Source organism: Stenotrophomonas sp. GZD-301 (assembly GCF_049310345.1).
Classification (GTDB): Bacteria; Pseudomonadota; Gammaproteobacteria; order Xanthomonadales; family Xanthomonadaceae; genus Stenotrophomonas.
This window is the reverse complement of sequence record NZ_JBMOWY010000041.1, coordinates 38,365-57,367: the sequence shown is the minus strand read 5'-3', so window position 1 is coordinate 57,367 and position 19,003 is coordinate 38,365. Positions and strand designations below refer to the sequence as shown.

The window sequence follows — 19,003 nt, the reverse complement described above, 5'->3', positions numbered from 1 at the left end:
TATGGCATTCACCAAAGAGCAGGTCACGCAGCTTGAGGGCGCGATCTCGGCGGGCGTGCTGAGCGTCCGGTACGCAGACCGCACCGTGACGTACCACAGCCTGGCCGAGATGCGGAAGCTGCTCAAGCAGATGCGCGACGAGCTCGGCCATGCGAGCGGTGTCCGTCGGCGCCCGCGCATCGTGCGGCTCTACCAGTCGGGGACCGGCAATGTCTGACGTGTCCGAAGGCAGCTACCGCGCCGCAGGCAATGGCCGCAGGCTGCGCTTGTTCCGCCCGGTGTCGCTGGGCCCCAACGCGGCGCTGCTCGGTCTTCCGACGCTGCTGGCGCGTGCCCGGCACCTGGCCCGGAATGACCCGTGGATGGTCAGTGCGCTCAACAAGAGCGTGTCCAACGGCATCGCCACCGGCATCCAGGCGAAGCCGATCTGGGGCAACAGCGCGCACAAGCAGCGTGTAGCCAAGCTCTGGAAGCGCTGGGGCAAATACGCCGACGCCGATGGCGTGCTGGACTGGGCCGGTTTGCAGGCGCTGGCCTGGCGCGAGTGGAAGGAGGCCGGCGAGGTGTTTGCCCGCATCCGATACCGACTGCCGGAGGACGGCCTGCCGGTGCCCCTGCAGGTCCAGCTCATCGAATCGGAGCAGTGTCCGCAGCACTACAACGGCGTGGCCAGCAATGGCAACGTCATCCGGCAGGGCATCGAGGTCGATCGAATCGGCCGTCGCGTGGCCTACTGGATGTACCGCGAGCACCCCGGTGACCTGCACGTGGCGGTCAACGGGAATGAGCTGGTCCGTGTTCCGGCCGAGCAGGTGCTGCATCTGTACCGGCCGAACCGCGCCGGCGCCATGCGCGGGGTGCCAGGATCGGCCCCGGCGCTGCTGCGCATGTTCAATCTGGACCGTCTCGATGACGCGGTGCTGGAGCGGCAGGCGCTGGCCAACCTGTTCGCTGGTTTCATCACCACCGAGCCCAGCGCTGATAGCGACGAGGGCGCGGCGGTCGGTGACCTGGTCACCGGTGAAGATCCTGACGGCACCGCCATCGGTGGATTGGAGCCGGGGACGCTGCAGGAGCTGCCGCCGGGTCGAAAGGTCGAGTTTGCGAACCCACCGAGCGCGGGGGCAGATTACGCCGAGTTCCTGCGGGGCCATCTGCTCGCCATCTGTGCGAGCCAGGACGTGCCGTACGAAGTGCTGACCGGTGACCTGCGCAACGTCTCTGATCGGGCGCTTCGTCTGATCCTGAACGAGTTCCGCAGGGTGATCGAGCAGGACCAGTGGCTCTACATGATCCCCATGTTCTGCCAGCGGGTCCGCGATGCCTTCTTCGACCAGGCCGTGCTGGCCGGCCTGCTCAAGGTGCCGCGCTACGCAGCGCTGCGCGATGAAATCACCGAGACGCTCTGGGTTCCTGAAGGCTGGCCGTGGAGCCACCCGGTTCAGGACGTCACGTCCGAGCTGAAGGCAGTCCGTGCCGGCTTCAGATCGCGCTCGAAGGTGGTGCTGGGCGCTGGCGAGGATCCCGAACAGGTCGACGCCGAGCAGGCGCTGGACAACGCACGTGCAGATGCGGCCGGGCTTCGCTACGACAGCGACCCGAGGCGAACAAATGCCTCCGGTGCCCGGCAGGACGACGAACCCGGCGCCCCTGGCGCCAACGACGATGAAAGGAATGACGATGACGAGTAAGCCTGGCCTGTTGGCCCGAATGCTGGGTCGCGGCAGCCGTGCGCCCGTGGTGGCCTCGCTCGCTGCCGCGGTCCTCAATCAGCCCCTGCTGGTGCAGCCGTCCATCGGCGAAGCGCTGGTGGGTGGCTATCTGGAAGGGAAGGTCACCAGCGACGACAGCGTGCTGAAGGCTGACCGATTCGAGGTGTCCGGCCCCGATGGTCAGCCGGTTGGCGTTGCCCAGAACCTGATCGGTGTGATCAACCTGTCCGGTGCAATGGTGAACCGGCCTATGCCCGGCCCCAGTGGTTCGGGGCCGGTGAGCTATGCCGCCGTGCGCGACACCTTCGACGAACTGCTGAACGACGATGCGGTGACGTCCATCATCCTGCGGCTGGATACGCCGGGTGGTATGGCGTCGGGCTGCTTCGACCTGGTCGACCACATCTTCGAGGCGCGTGGCCGGAAGCCGGTGTATGCGCTGGTCGATGACCATGCCTACTCGGCCGGCTTCGCCCTTGCGTCGGCGTGCGATGAGATCTGGATCAGCCGCACCGGCGGCGTCGGGTCGGTAGGCGTGGTCCGCTACCACCACGACTGGAGCGGCAACAACGCCCAGATCGGCCTGAAGGTGACCCCGCTGTTCGCAGGCGCCCGCAAGGTCGACTTCAACCCGAACTTCCCGCTCAGCGAAGAAGCGCATGCCGAGGCGATGGTTGATCTGGAGGACATGCGCACGATGTTCGTCGACACCGTGGCACGAAATCTCGGTATGGAGGCTGATGCCGTGAGCGCCACCGAGGCGGCCTGCTACCGCGGCCAGGCTGCCGTGGCGGTGGGCTTTGCGACCCGGCTCGGCACCTGGCACGACCTGATCGCGCACCTCGGTGCCGCCGAAGCTGCACCGCCGCCCGCGCCGGGCAACCCCGAACAGGACGAAGAGGCGGAGGCAGCGGTAGCGGCAGCGGCAGCCCCTCCGGTGCCGGACGCCGCACCCGCGCCGCCTGCTGCCGTCGTGGAGAACCCGGCAGCTGCCTTGGCAGCCGCAGTCGCATCCAGTGAGCTGCCGCCGGCGCTCGCGGTGGCGGTGCTGCGGCGTCAGGCCCAGCCGGGGGAAACCGCCGAGGCGGCGATTGAATATGCGACGGCGGTGCAGGACGCATGCGCCGCCACCCTGCGCGGTGACGAGACGCTCGCCGCCAGCTTCATCGAGAAGAACACCGACCTCGACACGGTGCGTACGCAGCTGCTGTCGATGAAGGCGGAAGAAGGCCGGGCCACCCAGGTCATCACCGCGCAACCGGCCTCGATGGCCGATCAACGAGTCGCCCAGATCAAGGCGCAGCTGGACCCCACCAACATCTACAAGAACCGAGGAAACTGACGATGGAAATCTCCCTGGCCGGCCCCCGTACCGGCGAATTCCTGCTCTCCGAAGCCGGCGGCGAGCGTAGCCGCGAGCTGATCCGCATTCCGGCGGGGCAGGGCGTGCTCCGCGCAGGCACCCTGCTCAAGGCGGACAACACCGTCGCCGCCACCGGCGCCGACGCGGTGAAGGTGCTGTATGGCGCCGTGGACACCGGCACCGACATCGCGGACCTGGCGGTGAAGGGTGCCGCCGTAGCGCGCGATGCCGAGGTCTTCGGCGAGAAGCTGGTGTGGGCGCCGGGCGTGACCGCCGACCAGAAGCTGCTGGCAGCGCTGAGCCTGGCCGAGTCCGGGATCATCACCCGCTGGACCGAGCAGCCGATCGCCTCCAATGCGGCGGATCACCTGGTGTTCGTGACCACCCCGCTCACCGGTACCGCCGGCGAGCCGCTGTCCCCCATCGTCGCGCACGTCAAGGACGTGTTCGGCGCCCTGGTCACTGGCAGTGCCATCAGCGTGACCCTGGCCAAGGCCACCGGCGCAGGCAACCTGGCCGGCGGTGGCGCGAAGGCGGCGGTTGGCGGGGTGGTCACCTGGGATGCGGCCACCCTGAGCGCGGCCGGCGACTACACCCTGAAGGCGACGGCGCCGGACCTGGACGAGGCGGCCACCGAGACCATCACCATCGACGCCGCCGGACCGTAACCGCCGCCACCGCTTCACCTCAAAAGCCCTGCATCTGCGGGGCTTTTTTCGTATCCCCTTTCGAGAGAGACAAACACTATGGATCTGCAGACCCTTCTGGCACTGGGCGTGCTGAGCGTCGAATCCCTGAACGCCTACATCAACAATCTGCCGCGCATCTCCACCCGGCTGGCCGACATGCGCCTGTTCCAGGAAGACGGCCTGATTGGCACCACGGTCGTCAGGATCGGCATCGAGAACAACAAGCTGACCCTCGTGCCCAACGCCGCGCGTGGTGCCCCCGGCCAGCCCAAGGGTCTGGACCGCGGCAAGGTCAAGCTGCTGGAAACCACCCACTTGCCGCAGCGCTCGACGGTCATGGCTGACCAGCTGCTGGGCGTGTGGAACCCGACCGACCCGGAAGGTGCCAACGTCGCGGCGGTGGTCAACAAGCTCCAGGCCGTGCACAAGCGCGACCTGGACTACACCATCGAGTACCACCGCATGGGCGCGTTGCAGGGCAAGCTGCTCGACGCCGATGGCTCGGTGATCGTCGACTTCTACGAGGAGTTCGACATGCAGAAGGTCACCATCGGCATGGAGCTGAACAAGCCCGAGACCCGGGTTCGCGCCAAGACGGTGTCCATCAAACGTGCGATCGAGGGCAAGCTCGGCGACGTTCCGTATACCGGCGTCCACGTGTTCTGCAGTCCCGGGTTCTTCGATGCTCTCGTTGAGCATGATGAGGTGCGCGACGCTTACCAGCGCTGGCAGGACGGCGCCGCTCTGCGCACGGACCTGCGCAAGGGCTTCGTGTATGGGGACGTGATCTTCGAAGAGCTGCAGGGCAGCAGCGGCGGCAAGTTGGCGATCGCCGACAACGAGGCGATCGCGTTCCCGCTGGGTGTTCCGGACATGTTCCTCACCCGCTTCGCGCCGGCGGATTACCTGGAGACGGTGCGCGACGTGGGTCTGCCGTACTACAGCAAGACCGCAAAGCTGCGGATGGACAAGGGCATCGAGCTGGAAAGCCAGTCCAACCCGCTGAACATCAACACCCGCCCCGATGCGGTCATCCGCCTGAAGGCCGGCGCCAAGTAAGCGGCGCGCCCGGCCCGCTTCGGCGGGCCGGGCTGGAGGGGACATGGCACAGATACGAATCACCGTAGATCCGGACAACATTCTGGGCCGGCAGCTCACGGAGCTGGAGCAGAGCCAGCTTCCCTTCGCCGCGGCGCAAGCCGCGAACAAGGTGGCCTACGAGGTGCGCGAGCGCTGGAAGCGTCAGGCGCCGCGGGTCTTCGACCGGCCGACACCGCTCACGGTGAACGCCGCCATGTACCGCAAGGCCACCAAGGCCCAGCCCTACGCAGAGATTTTCATCCGGGACGAGGCGTTCAAGGGCACGCCTCCATCCAAGTACCTGGTGGCTGAGGTGGAAGGCGGCCAGCGGCGCCGCAAAGGCTTCGAGCGGCTGCTGCAGAGCAGGGGCATCCTGTCCCCGACTCAATTCGCGGTGATGGGGCGTGGTGCTCAGGCCAACCAGTACGGCAACGTGCCGGCCGGCCAGGTCACGAAGATCCTGTCGCAGCTCGGGGCCCAGCGGGACCGCTACCAGAACCAGACCGACGTCAGCAAAAAGCGCCGGCGCGGCAAGAAAAACAACCGCGACGGTGAGTACTTCGTGCTTACCACCCGCAAGGGGGCGCTACGCCCGGGCGTCTACGAACGCATCGGGCAAGGCTCAGGCGTCCGGTCCATCTTCATCTTCACCAACACCGCCGGATACCGCCCGCGCTACGACATCTTCGGGATGGCCGAGGACACGTGGAAGAAGCTGATGCCCTTCTTCCTCAAGCGCGAGTTGGAGAAAGCGATGCTGACCGCGAGGCCGCTACGTTGAGCCAGAAAGCATTCATGCAGTCCTTCGATGCCCTTGCGTTCGGGGCATTCCGTGCCGCCGGCGTCGCCGACGCGGCCACCTACACCCCGCCGGGTGCTGGTGCCGAGCCAGTGCCGTGCACTGCGCTGCTCGACGAGGGCGTGCAGGATTTCACCGACGACGATCCGGCCACCGTGGTTGCACGGTATGACCGGGTCAGGTTGCAGCTTGCCGAGGTCACGCCGCGCAGCGGTGGAATCGTCGCCATTGAGGCCACAGGGCGCCGCCTGAAGCTGGAGCAGAAGCTGAGCGGCGATGCGTCCGCAGAGCAGTGGGAGGTATCCAATGTCTAGCCCGCCGAGCCCGCGGCGAAAGCTCCTGGACGCGATGGGCGTCACGCTGCAGGCGATCAGTAAGGCAAATGGCTACCTCACCGACGCGGGCGGCGGCTGGACGCTTGAGCCCCGGCCGGGTGACCAGGACACGGCTGCCTTGCTCACTGCCGTTGTCGAGAGGCAACAACGGGCCACGGACCCGGCCAAGGTCAACAGCCACCGGCTGACCACCGTCAGCGTGATGGCGAAGGTGCCGTCCGGGACGGACGAATACCAGGCCACGCTCGATGACCTGGTCACCGACGTCGAAGCGGCACTGGATAGCCGCGAGTCGGCGCGCAACTACCCGCCCGGCATTCAGGTGCCGGTCTACGTGGGCATGGAGCCGCTGATGCCGGAGAAAGCCGGCGCCGGCTGGGTGGGCGTCCTGCTCACCTATCAATCGAACATCCCGAAAAACTGATCCGCCGCGCAGCGGCACAACTTGGAGAGCCAACATGGCCGAAGATCACAGCTACCTGGGCAGCGGTATCATTCTGATCCGCGAGTGGAACAGCGGCGAGCCGTTCCTCGAAATCGGCAACGTCTCCGCCTACACGCTGGCGCCGCAGACCACCACCATCGAACTGGCCGACTACCGGAACCAGGGCGGCGGCACCGCCAATCGCGTCGATCGGGTGACGGGCTACAACCTGAACTACACGTTCCACGACTTCAAATCCGCGAACTTCGCGCGTGCCACCCGTGGCAAGGCCAGCAACATCGCTGCCGCGAGCGTCGACGACGAGCCGGCGGTCGCGGCGAAGGGGTCGTTCGTGCCGCTGAAGAAGCTGGCCAGCAGCATCACGATGGTCGAGGATTCGACCGGCACGACCGAGTATGAGGAAGGCCGCGACTACCGTTTCGAGCGGGGAATGCTGTTCATTCCGGCCGACTCCACCATTCCGGCGCCGGTAGCGGACGAGCCCAACGTGCGTGTCCGCTACAAGCACGGTGAACTGGGCCATGTCGAGGCCGGCGTGACCTCGCAGAAGTTCTACGAGATGCAGTTCTACGGCGCCAACGAGGCCCGTGGTGGAAAGCTGGTGCGCATGGTGGCGCACAAGGTCAGCGGTGGCCTGATCGAGAGCATGGGCCTGATCGGGAACGAGTTCGGCGGTGGCAGCGTGCCGGGAGCTGTGCTTAAGGACAGCGCCAAGGCCACCGGTCCTGACACCTCGGCCTACTTCTACTGGCAGGAAGAGAAGTAAGTCATGGACGACCTGGAAGTGATTACGCCCCCCGCTCGACATGTCGCCTTCCGTGGCGCCCAGGTCACTGTGACGCCGCTGCGGCTGGAGCAGATCGGCCCCTTCATCGCTGCAAGCCGCACCATCATCGCCCGCGTGGCGATGGTGGCCGGCGTGGTGGAGGATGCCGGCCCGGTCGAGGTCGGCGCGCTCCTGCTCGACCTGCTCGAGCAGGACGGGCCGGAAGTGGCGAAGGCGCTGGCTGTCGCGATTGGCCGCGACGCGGAATGGGTGGCCGGCGGCACCTTGGACGAGGTCGCGGACCTGCTCGAAGCGGTTGTCGGGCTGAACCGGGATTTTTTTGCCCGCCGGCTGCTGCGTCTGGTCCAAGCGGCCAGGTCGGCGGGAGCCAATCCGGCGGCGGCGACCAGCACGGGTTAGCCGACCTCGTCCAGTACCTGATCGCGCGCGGCCACGGCCGCCGCGACGTCCTCACCTACACGCTCGCCCAGCTGCGGGCATTCACCGAAGCCGCCGCCCAGGACGATCGCGAGCGCCTCGCTGATCTGGCTGTGGCGACCCGCATGGCCATGTGCGCACCAGCGGCCGACTGGCAGCTCTTCCTGTCGGCCCTAAGTCACCAGTCCCCGGCCGAGCACAAGAAAGGAACCATGACCAATGGCTGAGCCCTCGGCAAACCTGCGCGTCCGTATCAGCGCGGACCTGGCCGACATTCGCCAAGGCCTCGGCCTGCTCACGCGCCAGTTGCGCGAGGTTCGTAGCGAAGCTGCGCGGCCGATCCCGGCGAAGAACGGAATCAATGCCCTCGGCGTCTCTGCTGGCCAGACCGCGCAGGCTATGCAGCAGCTGCCAGCTCAGTTCACGGACGTCATCACCAGCATCCAAGGTGGCATGCCGTGGTTCACTGTGCTCCTGCAGCAGGGCGGCCAGATCAAGGACAGCTTCGGGGGCATCGAGCCGGCTTTGAAGGGCGTATCCGCCGCGTTGTTGGGCATGGTTAACCCGTACACCATTGCTGCGGCGGCCGTCGGCCTGGTTGTGTACGCGTGGTACGACGCGGAGAAGCAGGCCGAGGCATATACCAGGGCTCTGGTGCTCTCGCGCAACGAGGCGGCCGCCACGTCGCTAACGCTGGTCACATTGGCCCAGCGCACCAGTGAGGCGATGGGCGTCACTGCGGGCGTCGGCGAGGACGCAGCGAAGGCCATCGGCGACAACGGTCGCATTGCGGCCCAGAACATGCAGGCTGTGGCGGCAGCTGCCGTTGCCATGAAGGAGGTCACCGGTCAGGCGATCGACGACACCGTGGCGCTGTACGGAAAGCTCGCCCAGGACCCGGTAAAGAACGCCCAGAAGCTCAATGAGCAGGTCAACTTCATGACCGTCGCGCTCTACGAGCAGGTGAAGGCATTGCAGGATCAAGGCCGAAACCAGGACGCCGCGACCGTCATCACCCGTGCCGCTGCCGACGAGACGGTCATGGCGCTCGCGCGGGTGCGCGCCAGCCAGAATCCGGTGGTCCGCGGGTTCAAGGACATCTTCGTCGAAGCGAGCAAGGCGTGGGCGGTGATGCAGAACAATATGGGCTTCGGGCCGGAGGCCGCCCAGATGCAGAAGATGCTCGCGGACAACCGGCGCGACGTTGCCCGCTTGAATGCACTGGCCGCCTCCGATGATCTGACCGCGCGCAACCCGATGGTGATTTCAGCGATCGAGCGGGACGTCAAGGCACGCTCCGCGAAGATCAAGGCGATCGCCGCCGATCTGATCAAGGAGCGCAAGGACGCCGAGGTGAAGGCCGCTCAGCAGGCGTCCGCGGAGTTCGTCGCGGAAATGGACACGATCCTGAGCGCCCAAGCCAGCAAGGAGGAAAAGAAGCGCAAGGAGGTGGAGCAGGCCAACGGGCAGGCTGCGGCGGCCCGGCGTCGCGCCCAGGCGGCGGGGCTCCTGGGAGAGGTGAAGGTAATCGAAGAGCGTCGCGCGGCAGCCGTTGCGGCGATCGAGAAGAAGTACGAGCAGAAGCCGACGGCGGGCACGGGGACGGCTTCACGCTCGGCAGGACTGCAGGGCTACAAGGATGACCTGGTAGCCGAGCAAGCGCAGATCACTGCGGGCACACAGTTGTTGCGCGCGCAGCTCTCGGCCCGAGAGATCACCGCGGCGGAGTACTACAGCCGTATGCGGACGTTCGTTCAGCAGGGAACCGACGCGCAAGCCAGTTCGCTGGAGCAGCAGATCGCCTTCCTGCAGAAGCAGGCAGTGACGGGGAAGGATGCGATCAACGTCAACCGGCAGATCGGTGAGCTGGAGGCGCGGCTTGCGAAGCTGCGAATCGAGGGGGCAGCAGCGCTTCAGGTGCTCACGACAGAGGAAAGTGCTGCGGCGAACACCAGGGCCAATGTAATCACAGCCTATGCCAGTGCTTTGGACGCGAGCAACGAGGCGCTGAAGCGCCAACTATCCACCCAGGTCCAGCGGGTTGGGATGGGTGATCGCGAGTACGAGATACAGCAAAAGCTCAGCGAGGCGTACGCCGACCAGGCAGAAAAGCTCCGGGAGCTCACGCTGCAGCGCAATGCGGGTCAGATCGACCAGTCAACCTTCGATGAGGAAAAGGTGATCCTGCTCGCCAAGACGCTGGATCGCCTACAGGCCGTGCGCGATGGCTACGGTGAACTGCAGGCCGCCGAAAGCAACTGGCTTCTCGGCGCCGTCGGGGCGTGGGAGAACTATCGGCAGGCCGCTTCCAACGCAGCCCAGCAGATGGGAAGCGTAGTGGGGAGCGTGTTCAGCGGCTTCGAGGAAGCCTGGGCGACGTTCACCACCAATGGCAAGCTCAGCTTCTCCGATATGACCAAGTCAGTCCTCGCCGACCTGGCCAAAATCCAGTATCGACAGGCGGTTATGGGGTTCGCGAAGTCCTTCGGCGGTGAGTACACCGGGACCATCGGCTCGCTCTTCTCTGGATCCTGGGGGTTCTCTTCGGGCGGTTACACCGGTGATGGCGGGAAATTCGAGCCAGCTGGCGTCGTCCACAAGGGTGAAGTGGTGTGGTCGCAGGCGGATATCGCGCGCGCTGGTGGGGTTGGAATCGTAGAAGCGATGCGAAAGGGGTTGCGCGGTTACACGGACGGCGGCGCGGTGGCGACGCGGGCCGATCCGACGGTCCAGGCCGGAAGCATCACGCTGCAGAGCAACTTGACCTTTAAAGGCGGCACTGAAGGCGGTGAACAGCCTGCGGTATCTGCCCATCTCGTCAAGGAAAGCTTCAACAGCGCCATCAACGATTGGGCGATGCGCAACCTTCGGCCCGGCGGGGTGCTCTACCAGGCGGGATACCGGCGATGAAACAGACATTCACGTGGCGTCTCTACAGTCAGCAGCCGAGGGTGGAGTACCAGGCCGTTACAAGGTTCGTTGAGTTCGGCGACGGGTACTCCCAGGAGTCGCCGGACGGGATCAACAACGAGAAGCAGATCTGGGACATCGAGCTCTGGGGCCACGAAGTGGACGACCAGATGGCAGCCGCAAAGGCGTTCTTGCGTGCGCGCCGGCGCCTCGGTGAATCGTTCCTTTGGACCCCTCCAGGCGACCACGAGGCGCTGTTTAAGTGCCGAGAGCTCTCAGCCGTGGATGAGCTGGAGGGCTATATCCGGATCACCTGCAAGTTTGAACAGACTTTCCAGCCATAAGGAGCCCTCATGGCGCGCCAGCACATTGACACAACGACCAACCACGGCAGCTACACAGGCGATCCGGCGCCAACCGCCTTCGGCAAGGTCAATGCGAACTTCTCCGAGCTCTACTCCGTCACCAGCGGCCTGACCCTGACCGCTGGCAACTACTTTTCGGGTGGCTGGGTCGCCACCGGTGCGGGCGGCACCGTCGCTTGGGACGATCGCACCGAGGGCGCCGCGAGCCGCTGGTTCTCGTTCGTCAGCGGCGGAATCTTCCAGCTCTACTACGCGCCGAGCGGCGCTTTGCCCATGTACGTCACCCGAAACGGTGTCGTCACCGCAACCTCGTTCAACCCCACATCATCGGCCGACGTCAAAGACTATCTGGAGGGTTACGCCGGGGACGCGGACGCTGAGCTGGACCGGCTGGTCGTTGTCAGCTACCGGTACCGCCCCGAGTTTGCAGACATCAACAAGACCTTTGTGGGACTGCTGTCCGAGAACGTTCACGACGTTCATCCGGATGCGACCGATGGAGGCACGGAGACGGTGATCCAGGTCGGTGAGGGCGAGGGCGCCGAGAAAGTGGTGAAGCAGTTGCCGCGGAACGTCGACATGATGCAGATCCTCGCGCTGGCCGTACGAGCGCACCAGCAGAAGTCCCGCCGCATTCGGCTCTTGGAGCAGCGCCTCGCCGCGCTGGAGGCGCTGGTAGCTCCGCCGCCGGCCGCTGTCCAATGATCACTGCCGACACCCAGCAGCTTGAACCGGGCGGCAGGGTCACCGTGTTCGAGCTGGACGCCAGCAGCTTCGGCGCAGACCAGTTGTTCTTCCATGCGCACCTGCAGAGCGGGGTCATCTGGTGGCAAGGGCAGGAGTACGGCGCCTGGCCCATCGATGCCACTGGCTTCGAGCGAACCAGCGACCAACCCCCCGTGCCGCGCCTGCGCGTAGGAAACCTTGACGGCCGGATTGGCGTCCTGTGCCAGATCTTCGACGACCTGGTCGGCGCGCGCGTCATTCGCAGGCAGACCTTGGTGAAGTACTTGGATGCGGCCAACTTTCCAGATGGGAACCCCGAGGCCGACCCGAACGAGCATTTCCCGGATGAGATTTGGTTCATCGAACGCAAGGTCTCCGAGGACAAGCAGGCCGTCGAGTTCGAGTTGACCACTGCAATCGACCTCAACGGCGAGCAGCTGCCCGGTCGGCAGATCATCGCCGGCCTGTGCGGCTGGCTAATCCGCGGTGGCTACCGAGGGCCCTATTGCGGGTACACCGGTCCGGCAGTGGCCGATGCCGACGACAACCCCACTGCGGACCCTGCATTGGACCAGTGCGCCGGCCGCGTGCGCAGTTGCAAGCTCCGGTTCGGCTTGAACGAGCCGCTCCCCTATGGCGGCTTCCCGGCCGCTGGCCTGCTGCGCACGTAGCACGATCTTCCACGGCAGTGCACGCGCGCGCTGACGCGCAGACAGTGAGTTCTGGGTTTGGGGGTGAAATTCCCCTACGTCGCGCAGGATCAACCCGAGTTGCGGGTTCGAGTCCCGATGGTTCTGCGTATGCCGGGATCAGCTCCGGCCACTGCCACTTCATCCAAAGGCCTGCCCCGCGCGGGCCTTTTTTATGGGCGAGACCCAATGCAACAAAGTACCCTTCAGGCGATCCAGGCGCACGCCGTGGCCGAGTACCCGCGCGAGTGCTGCGGACTGATTGTGGCTATGGCCGGCGGTGAGGCCTACGTTGCCTGCCGCAACGTCGCGGCGACACCCAGCGAGCACTTCCGGTTGCCCGCGGAGGACTACGCGGCTGCCGAGGATCTCGGCGAGGTGCTGGCAGTCGTGCACAGCCACCCGAACGCACCTGCAACGCCCTCCGACGCTGATCGCGTCATGTGCGAGGTAAGCGGCGTGCGGTGGCATATCGTCAGTGTTGGGCAGGTAACCGGCGAGGCGCCGGAATGCGCTGACCTGCAAAGTATCGAGCCGTGCGGCTACGTCGCACCGCTCATAGGCCGGCAGTTTTCCCACGGGATTCTGGACTGCTACACACTGGTCCGCGACTTCTACGAGCGCGAACTGGGCGTGCTGCTGAACCAGTACGACCGCCAGGACGACTGGTGGGTGAAGGGGCAGGACCTGTACAGCATTGACCGGCTCCATGCCGAAGGCTTCGAGCTGGTCGACACCGCGCCGCGCCGCGGCGACATGGTGTTGATGCAGGTCCGCTCACCGGTGCCCAACCATGCGGGCATTCTCTTGGGCGATGGCCAGATGCTGCACCACATGCATGGGCGGCTATCCGAGCGCGTGCCCTACGGGGGCATGTGGGCCGAGCGAACCTGCTACATCGTGCGCCATCGCGAGGTTCGTCATGACTGAGCGGGTCCGGACGGTACGGCTGTACGGCGTGCTCGGCGCACGCTTCGGTCGCGAGTTTCGGCTGGCGGTGAACAGCCCCCGAGAGGCCGCGTTCGCGCTGAGCATGATGGTGCCGGGCTTCCGCGAGTTTATGCGGGATGCTAAGGCCAAGGGCATGGAGTTCGCGGTATTCATCGGCAGGCAGAACCTGCGCTCGGACCAGGTAGATGACCCGCCGGGGAAAGACGATATTCGCATTGCACCGGTGCTGGTCGGCTCGAAGCGTGGCGGCGTGCTGCAGACCATCGTGGGCGCGGTGCTGGTCGTCGTGGGTGTGGTGCTGAATGCCTACACCGGTGTCAGCGGCACGCCCTTCATCAATCTCGGCATCAGCATGATGGCTGGCGGTGTAGTGCAAATGCTGTCCTCGCCGCCCAAGGGGCTTGGTGCCAAAGAGAGCCCGGAGAACACGCCGAGCTACAGCATGGATGGCACGGTCAATACTCAGGCGCAGGGTGGGCCGGTACCGGTCGCCTACGGTGGCCACGACACGAAGGGTATGTTCGTTGGCTCGGCGGTGATCAGCGGCGGGATCTACGCGGAGGATCAGCAGTGAGCCAAGCCAGCCAGTATGTGCGCATTCCATTCTCGCAGCTGGCGTCCGCGTGCCGCGATGTGGTCGGCGCCGGCGGAAAGAGCGGCAGCAACGCCCGAACCCCGGTGGAGACGCCCGACAGCCTGCGGTCTATCTCGCGCGCGCGCATTCTCGACCTGGTGAGCGAGGGTGAGATCCGCGGCCTTGTCGCGGGCAACCAGTCCATCTATCTGGATCGGGTACCGATTGCCAACGCTGACGGGTCGCTCAACTTTCAGGGCGTGCGGGTCGACATCCGTTCGGGCACGCAGGACCAGGACTACATCGCTGGCTTTCCGTCGGTAGAGAACGAAATCGGTGTCAACGTCGAACTGCGCGGGGAGTCGCCCGTCGTGCGAACGGCGAGCGGCTCAGATCTGTCGGCACTGCGCATCCGCTTCGGGGTTCCCGGGCTGCAGAAGGTGAACACCGAGAACGGCGATACCAACGGCTACAGCATCAGCTACGCGATCGATCTCTCCACGGACGGTGGCGCATACACCACGGTGCTGACCCCCGCGTTCACTGGCAAGACCACCAGCCAGTACGAGCGGAGCCATCGCATCGATCTTCCGGCCGGCTCCCATTGGCAGGTGCGTGTCCGGCGGCTGACACCCAATGCCAACAGCGTCACGGTCTCGGACACGGTGAACGTGCTGTCGTTGACCGAGGTCATCGACGCCAAGTTGCGGTATCCAAACTGTGCGCTGGCCGCTGTGGAGGTCGATGCGAGTCAGTTCCAGACGCCCCCAGCCAGGTCCTACCGGATCTGGGGGCGGATCGTCCGCGTGCCTGCGAACTACGACCCGCTCACCCGCAGCTACGCTACTACCGGCCCGGGGACTACCAACGGTGCGTGGGACGGCACCTTCAAATCGGCGTGGACGAACAACCCTGTCTGGGCGTTCTTCGACATGGTGACGAATGACCGGTTCGGCCTCGGTCACCGAATCCCCTTGGACTGGGTGAACAAGTGGCGGCTTTACCCGATCGCGCGGTACTGCGACCAGCTCGTGAGCGACGGCCAAGGTGGGATGGAGCCGCGCTTCACATGCAGCCTTTACATGCAGACCCGCGCCGACGCATACAAGGTGCTGCAGGACATGGCATCGATGTTCCGTGCCATCAGCTTCTACGCTGCCGGCCAGGTGATGGCGTCCGCAGACATGCCTGCAGACCCTGTGTTCACGTTCACCCAAGCGAACGTGGGCAAAGGGGATTTCAGCTACCAGGGCAGCGGCAAGAAAGTGCGGCACACCGTGGCCCTGGTGTCGTGGACGGATCCGGACGACTTCGGGCGGCAGAAGGTTGAGCCAGTAACGTACCGGCCCGGTGTGCTGCGATATGGGGTTCAACAGACCGAGGTCACTGCCGTTGGCTGCGATTCCAAGTCGCAGGCCCAGCGCATCGGAAACCACATCCTCTACACCGAGAATTTGGAGACCGAGACCGTCTCCTTCGTGGTCGGGCTGGACTCGCTGCACTGCCTGCCGGGCGACATCATCCAGGTTGCAGACTCCAACCGCGCAGGGCGGCGTAACGGCGGGCGCATCAAGAGCGCTGGCACCGACAGCCTGGTGCTCGATAAGGTGCCGGAGGCGATTGCGCCAGGCGACACCTTGCGCGCGACCCTGCCGAGTGGTCGGTCCGAGGCACGGACGGTGGAGCAGGTGATGGGCAACACCGTAAAGGTCACGGCGCCCTGGTCGTCGGTGCCGGTGCCGCAGTCGGTGTGGGCGTTGGAAAGCCCGGACCTGGCACTGCAGCAGTTTCGCGTGTTGGGCATCAAGGAGAACCCGATCAACGGCGACGAGGGCATCACTTACCTCGTGACCGCGCTGAAACACGTGCCAGGAAAGTTCGCCGCGATCGATGACGGCACCCGGCTGGAACAGATGCCGATCAGCATCATCCCGCCCAGCGTTCAGCCCCCGCCGACCAACGTGCAGCTTTCGTCCCACGTTGTGATTGACCAGGGCATCGCCGGGCCGGTACTGACGATCCAGTGGCAGGCCGCCGACAAGGCGATCGCTTACGACGTGGAATGGCGGCGCGATGACCTCAACTGGGTGCGTGCCGGCAGGGTGGCCACCAGCAGCATCGAGATCCCTGGCATCTACGCTGGCCAGTACCTCGCGCGGGTGCGTGCGGTGAACGCCCTGAACGCGGTCTCGGTCCCGGCCACCAGTAGCCTGACGGCGATCACCGGCAAGACAACGCCGCCGCCGGCGCTCACCTCCCTGACGACCACCAGCCAGGTGTTCGCTATCGCACTGGCGTGGGCATTCCCTGTGGGCGCCACGGACACCCAGCGCACGGAGATTTGGCATGGCCCAACGCCGGATCGAGCCGTCGCCACGAAGCTCGGCGACTTCGCGTATCCGCAGACCCGGCACCAGATCAACGGGTTGTCCGCGGGCGCCAGGTTCTACTTCTGGGGCCGCCTCGTGGATCGAAGCGGCAACGTTGGGCCGTGGTATCCGGCAGGCGCAGGCGTCATTGGGGAGGCCAGCAGCAGCCAGACCGACTACGACACGTACTTCTCCGGTCGCATCACCGAGAGCGCGCTCGGGCAGGGCTTGCTGCAGGAAATCAGCACCATCGACAGCCTGAAGCCACTTCTGCCGGTGCTGTGGAGCGCCCAGGGAGTCTACAGCTACGGCCAGACCGTGGTGCGCGACGGGCGAACCTACAGCTGGGCGAGTCCTACGCCGGGGAACCAACAGCCCCCCGGTGGCAGTTGGCAGGACGTCGGGGCAGGGATGGCTGGGTACGGGGCGCTGCTGAGTCAGGTCGACCAGAACACCCAGGCGATCAACGTGGTAGACGGGAAGGTGACTGCCCAAGGCCAGCGGATCACCGGCATCACTGCGCAGATCACACCGCAGGGCGCCGGTGACGGCGATTGGGGTGCCGGTGATACCAACGTGTATGCCGGCACGATCACCATCCAGAGCGTCAGTGCCAACGCGAGCCTCGCACAGGCGCAGCGCACCGACCAGGTGGAGGTGGGACTGGGACAGGCGAATGCAGCGGTGCAGGCCGAAACGACCGCACGCACCACCGGCTTTTCCGCGCTGGCCAGCCGTATCGACACCACCAACGCGAGCCTGGCCGGCACCAATGCGACGGTGCAGCAGGTCAGCCAGTCTGTAGTCGCTCTGGATGGAAAGGTCTCCAGCACCTACACGCTGCGTGCGCAGGTTACGGCCGGTGGCCAGATCTACGCGGCCGGCATGGGCCTCGGCGTGGAGCAGCAGCCCGACGGTTCCTACCAGTCGCAGTTCCTGGTGCGGGCCGACCGGTTCGCGGTGATCAACATCGCCAACGGCCAGGTCACGACGCCCTTCGTTATTCAGGGAGGGCAGACCTTCATCAGCCAGGCGCTGATCGGAAACGGCTGGATTACGAATGCCATGATCGCGAACCAAATCGCTTCCAGCTCGACGAACGGAAGTGGTCTGCCGCGCTGGGAGATCAACAAGGATGGCGGACGTGTCGTCCGTGGTGAGAACTTCACCATCACTGAACACCCCTCCTATGGTATTCGCATGAGGGACAACACCACGGGTATCGACTTCATCGAAATCGGGGAGCTGAGCTGATGCCAAGGGGCTTCCGACAGCGCAACCCGAATACCGGCGAGATCCTGGTTGACGTCACAACTCGGCTTCCCCGCATCATGGGGCGGGTTCAACTGAACGCGGGCGTGAGCGGCTCGGTTACAGTTCCAGCCAGTGGGACCAATCCGATCTTCTACTGGTTCAACCCGTCCTCGACGCAGCCTGACTACAACGCGTCGCCGCGGCTGTCCGACGACGGGAACACGATCACGTGGACGTACGTATCGGCCAACCCGCTCTACAACCGAAGTGGGGTACTGGTCTATGGGAGGTACTGAGGCATGGTTACTGGGGTGCGGATTCGCGGTGGTGCTGGAGCGCTGATTCAGATCGACCCAAGCTGGGAGTGCCTTGCCATGAAGGCCGGGCCCATCACCATCCAGACAACGTCCTACACAGTGCCCGGAAACGGCGGGAAGACCGTCGGGAAGGCAACGGTCGAGCTCGCAGGCTGCAATGAGCCTATCATCGCGGTCTTCTGCTCTGGCGCCTTCGTTGGCGTAACCAGCAAGACTCAGGTCGGAACGACGTTTCGGTGGGAGCTGGTGACCGACGTGGTAGGCGCAAGCCTCACCTACTGGGTGTTCGACACCACCGACGTCGCGCAGATGCAGTTCATCACCACGCAGGGCCTTCGGATTCGCAACCCAGCCAACAACCGAGTGGTCTTCGATTCGCGCTACAAGTACATGCGCGTGGTGCAGATGATCAATGCGCCAGCGGGCACTGGGTCTTCGGACGTTGGCGTGCCATTGGCCAGCGGCTACGCAGTCGGCATCTGCAATACTGGACTGTACACCCGGGTTGACGGTGGGCCGGTAGGCGGCGGCCCGTCCTGGCTGGTCAATTCGGCTGGCTATGTCGTGGGAGTGCGCACGAACACGAATGGCACGATCAGCGTGACGCTCATCAACACCAGGTTGCATATCAGCGACGGCCCATCGCCGCCATTTCCCCCAACCGGTCAGATGGGTTACAACAACCTGACCGGCTTGGTGCTGGACATGCGCAACTACTAGCGCACCGTGCGCGGCCGCTTACTGGTGCCGTCCTGATACTTTACCGACCAGGGCGTGACAAGATAGCCCGCGCGCTGCCAGTTCACTTGGGAGAAGTGGTTCTCCCGCGCGTCGTTCGCGGTGCCGTTTACCAGAACGTAGGGAGATGCGCCTTGTGACAGGGTGCACTCGCTGAAATAGCCATCGGTCTTCATCTGGATCGTGAACCTCCCGTTCGATTCCACGACCTGACCGCAGATCGTCGCGCGCGCGGCCTTCGACGCCTCGATGGCCCTGGGAGCGATGCGAACGACGAAGGCATCCAGGTGTTCGCCATCTGCTGACGCTTCCCGGTGGAGATCCACCGTACGTGCATGTATCACGCCGGGCTCGGTTGAGCACGACGTTGCGGCGAGTACCGCGGTCAAAGCGGTGGTTACGAACAGTGCGCGCATGACGCTCTCCATGTGTTGTGCTGCGGACATGGGGAAGCGTAACGCGTAGCTGCCTGACCGAGAACAA

At 65.2% G+C, this 19,003-nt stretch carries 19 protein-coding genes; 18 read left to right on the top strand and 1 reads right to left on the bottom strand.

The window, feature by feature from the left end:
- Position 1 precedes the first annotated feature (1 nt).
- The 18 genes from ACO6VK_RS11200 to ACO6VK_RS11115 all read left to right on the top strand — a co-directional run bounded on the left by ACO6VK_RS11200 (position 2) and on the right by ACO6VK_RS11115 (position 18,502).
- Entirely contained in the window at positions 2 to 217 is a 216-nt protein-coding gene (locus ACO6VK_RS11200) for a phage head-tail joining protein (RefSeq protein ID WP_262071900.1), read from the top strand.
- Entirely contained in the window at positions 210 to 1,691 is a 1,482-nt protein-coding gene (locus tag ACO6VK_RS11195) for a phage portal protein (RefSeq protein WP_422507139.1), read from the top strand. Before ACO6VK_RS11200 ends, ACO6VK_RS11195 begins: the two co-directional genes overlap by 8 nt.
- The gene (locus ACO6VK_RS11190) at positions 1,681 to 3,054 is read left to right on the top strand and encodes a S49 family peptidase (RefSeq protein WP_422507137.1); all 1,374 of its coding nucleotides are present in this window, start codon (positions 1,681 to 1,683) and stop codon (positions 3,052 to 3,054) included. Before ACO6VK_RS11195 ends, ACO6VK_RS11190 begins: the two co-directional genes overlap by 11 nt.
- 2 nt (positions 3,055 to 3,056) lie before the next feature.
- Positions 3,057 to 3,743 (top strand): head decoration protein, encoded by a 687-nt coding sequence (locus tag ACO6VK_RS11185; protein ID WP_287248866.1) that lies wholly within the window; start codon positions 3,057 to 3,059, stop codon positions 3,741 to 3,743.
- Between the two features lie 78 nt (positions 3,744 to 3,821).
- Positions 3,822 to 4,823, top strand: a complete 1,002-nt coding sequence (locus ACO6VK_RS11180; protein WP_422507135.1) for a major capsid protein — start codon at positions 3,822 to 3,824, stop codon at positions 4,821 to 4,823.
- Between the two features lie 43 nt (positions 4,824 to 4,866).
- Positions 4,867 to 5,625, top strand: a complete 759-nt coding sequence (locus tag ACO6VK_RS11175) for a hypothetical protein (RefSeq protein WP_422507133.1) — start codon at positions 4,867 to 4,869, stop codon at positions 5,623 to 5,625.
- A gap of 14 nt (positions 5,626 to 5,639) precedes the next feature.
- Positions 5,640 to 5,957, top strand: a complete 318-nt coding sequence (locus tag ACO6VK_RS11170) for a head-tail joining protein (protein ID WP_422507131.1) — start codon at positions 5,640 to 5,642, stop codon at positions 5,955 to 5,957.
- Positions 5,958 to 5,991: 34 nt separating this feature from the next.
- Positions 5,992 to 6,402, top strand: coding sequence for a hypothetical protein (locus ACO6VK_RS11165; protein WP_422507129.1), 411 nt, complete (start codon positions 5,992 to 5,994; stop codon positions 6,400 to 6,402).
- A gap of 34 nt (positions 6,403 to 6,436) precedes the next feature.
- A complete protein-coding gene (locus ACO6VK_RS11160) occupies positions 6,437 to 7,189 on the top strand; it encodes a hypothetical protein (RefSeq protein WP_422507127.1) in 753 nt (250 codons plus the stop codon).
- A gap of 3 nt (positions 7,190 to 7,192) precedes the next feature.
- Positions 7,193 to 7,609, top strand: coding sequence for a hypothetical protein (locus ACO6VK_RS11155; RefSeq protein ID WP_422507125.1), 417 nt, complete (start codon positions 7,193 to 7,195; stop codon positions 7,607 to 7,609).
- A 237-nt stretch (positions 7,610 to 7,846) separates the two neighbouring features.
- Entirely contained in the window at positions 7,847 to 10,537 is a 2,691-nt protein-coding gene (locus ACO6VK_RS11150; protein ID WP_422507123.1) for a phage tail tape measure protein, read from the top strand.
- Positions 10,534 to 10,881 carry a phage tail protein gene (locus tag ACO6VK_RS11145; protein WP_422507121.1) on the top strand — a complete coding sequence of 116 codons (348 nt, stop codon included), beginning with the start codon at positions 10,534 to 10,536 and terminating at the stop codon, positions 10,879 to 10,881. The genes ACO6VK_RS11150 and ACO6VK_RS11145 overlap by 4 nt, the downstream gene beginning before the upstream one ends.
- Positions 10,882 to 10,890: 9 nt before the next feature.
- Positions 10,891 to 11,607, top strand: a complete 717-nt coding sequence (locus ACO6VK_RS11140) for a hypothetical protein (RefSeq protein ID WP_422507119.1) — start codon at positions 10,891 to 10,893, stop codon at positions 11,605 to 11,607.
- Positions 11,604 to 12,299: a phage minor tail protein L gene (locus ACO6VK_RS11135; RefSeq protein ID WP_422507117.1), complete on the top strand. Its 696-nt coding sequence runs from the start codon at positions 11,604 to 11,606 to the stop codon at positions 12,297 to 12,299. The genes ACO6VK_RS11140 and ACO6VK_RS11135 overlap by 4 nt, the downstream gene beginning before the upstream one ends.
- Before the next feature lie 207 nt (positions 12,300 to 12,506).
- Positions 12,507 to 13,247: a C40 family peptidase gene (locus tag ACO6VK_RS11130; protein WP_422507115.1), complete on the top strand. Its 741-nt coding sequence runs from the start codon at positions 12,507 to 12,509 to the stop codon at positions 13,245 to 13,247.
- The gene (locus ACO6VK_RS11125) at positions 13,240 to 13,842 is read left to right on the top strand and encodes a tail assembly protein (protein ID WP_422507113.1); all 603 of its coding nucleotides are present in this window, start codon (positions 13,240 to 13,242) and stop codon (positions 13,840 to 13,842) included. Before ACO6VK_RS11130 ends, ACO6VK_RS11125 begins: the two co-directional genes overlap by 8 nt.
- On the top strand, positions 13,839 to 17,465 hold the full coding sequence (locus ACO6VK_RS11120; RefSeq protein ID WP_422507111.1) for a phage tail protein: 3,627 nt from the start codon (positions 13,839 to 13,841) through the stop codon (positions 17,463 to 17,465). Before ACO6VK_RS11125 ends, ACO6VK_RS11120 begins: the two co-directional genes overlap by 4 nt.
- A 299-nt stretch (positions 17,466 to 17,764) precedes the next feature.
- Positions 17,765 to 18,502, top strand: a complete 738-nt coding sequence (locus ACO6VK_RS11115) for a hypothetical protein (protein WP_422507109.1) — start codon at positions 17,765 to 17,767, stop codon at positions 18,500 to 18,502.
- On the opposite strand, the gene ACO6VK_RS11110 is transcribed toward ACO6VK_RS11115, so the two are convergent.
- Positions 18,499 to 18,936, bottom strand: coding sequence for a hypothetical protein (locus ACO6VK_RS11110; RefSeq protein WP_422507107.1), 438 nt, complete (start codon positions 18,934 to 18,936; stop codon positions 18,499 to 18,501). The genes ACO6VK_RS11115 and ACO6VK_RS11110 overlap by 4 nt on opposite strands.
- Positions 18,937 to 19,003: the final 67 nt, after the last annotated feature.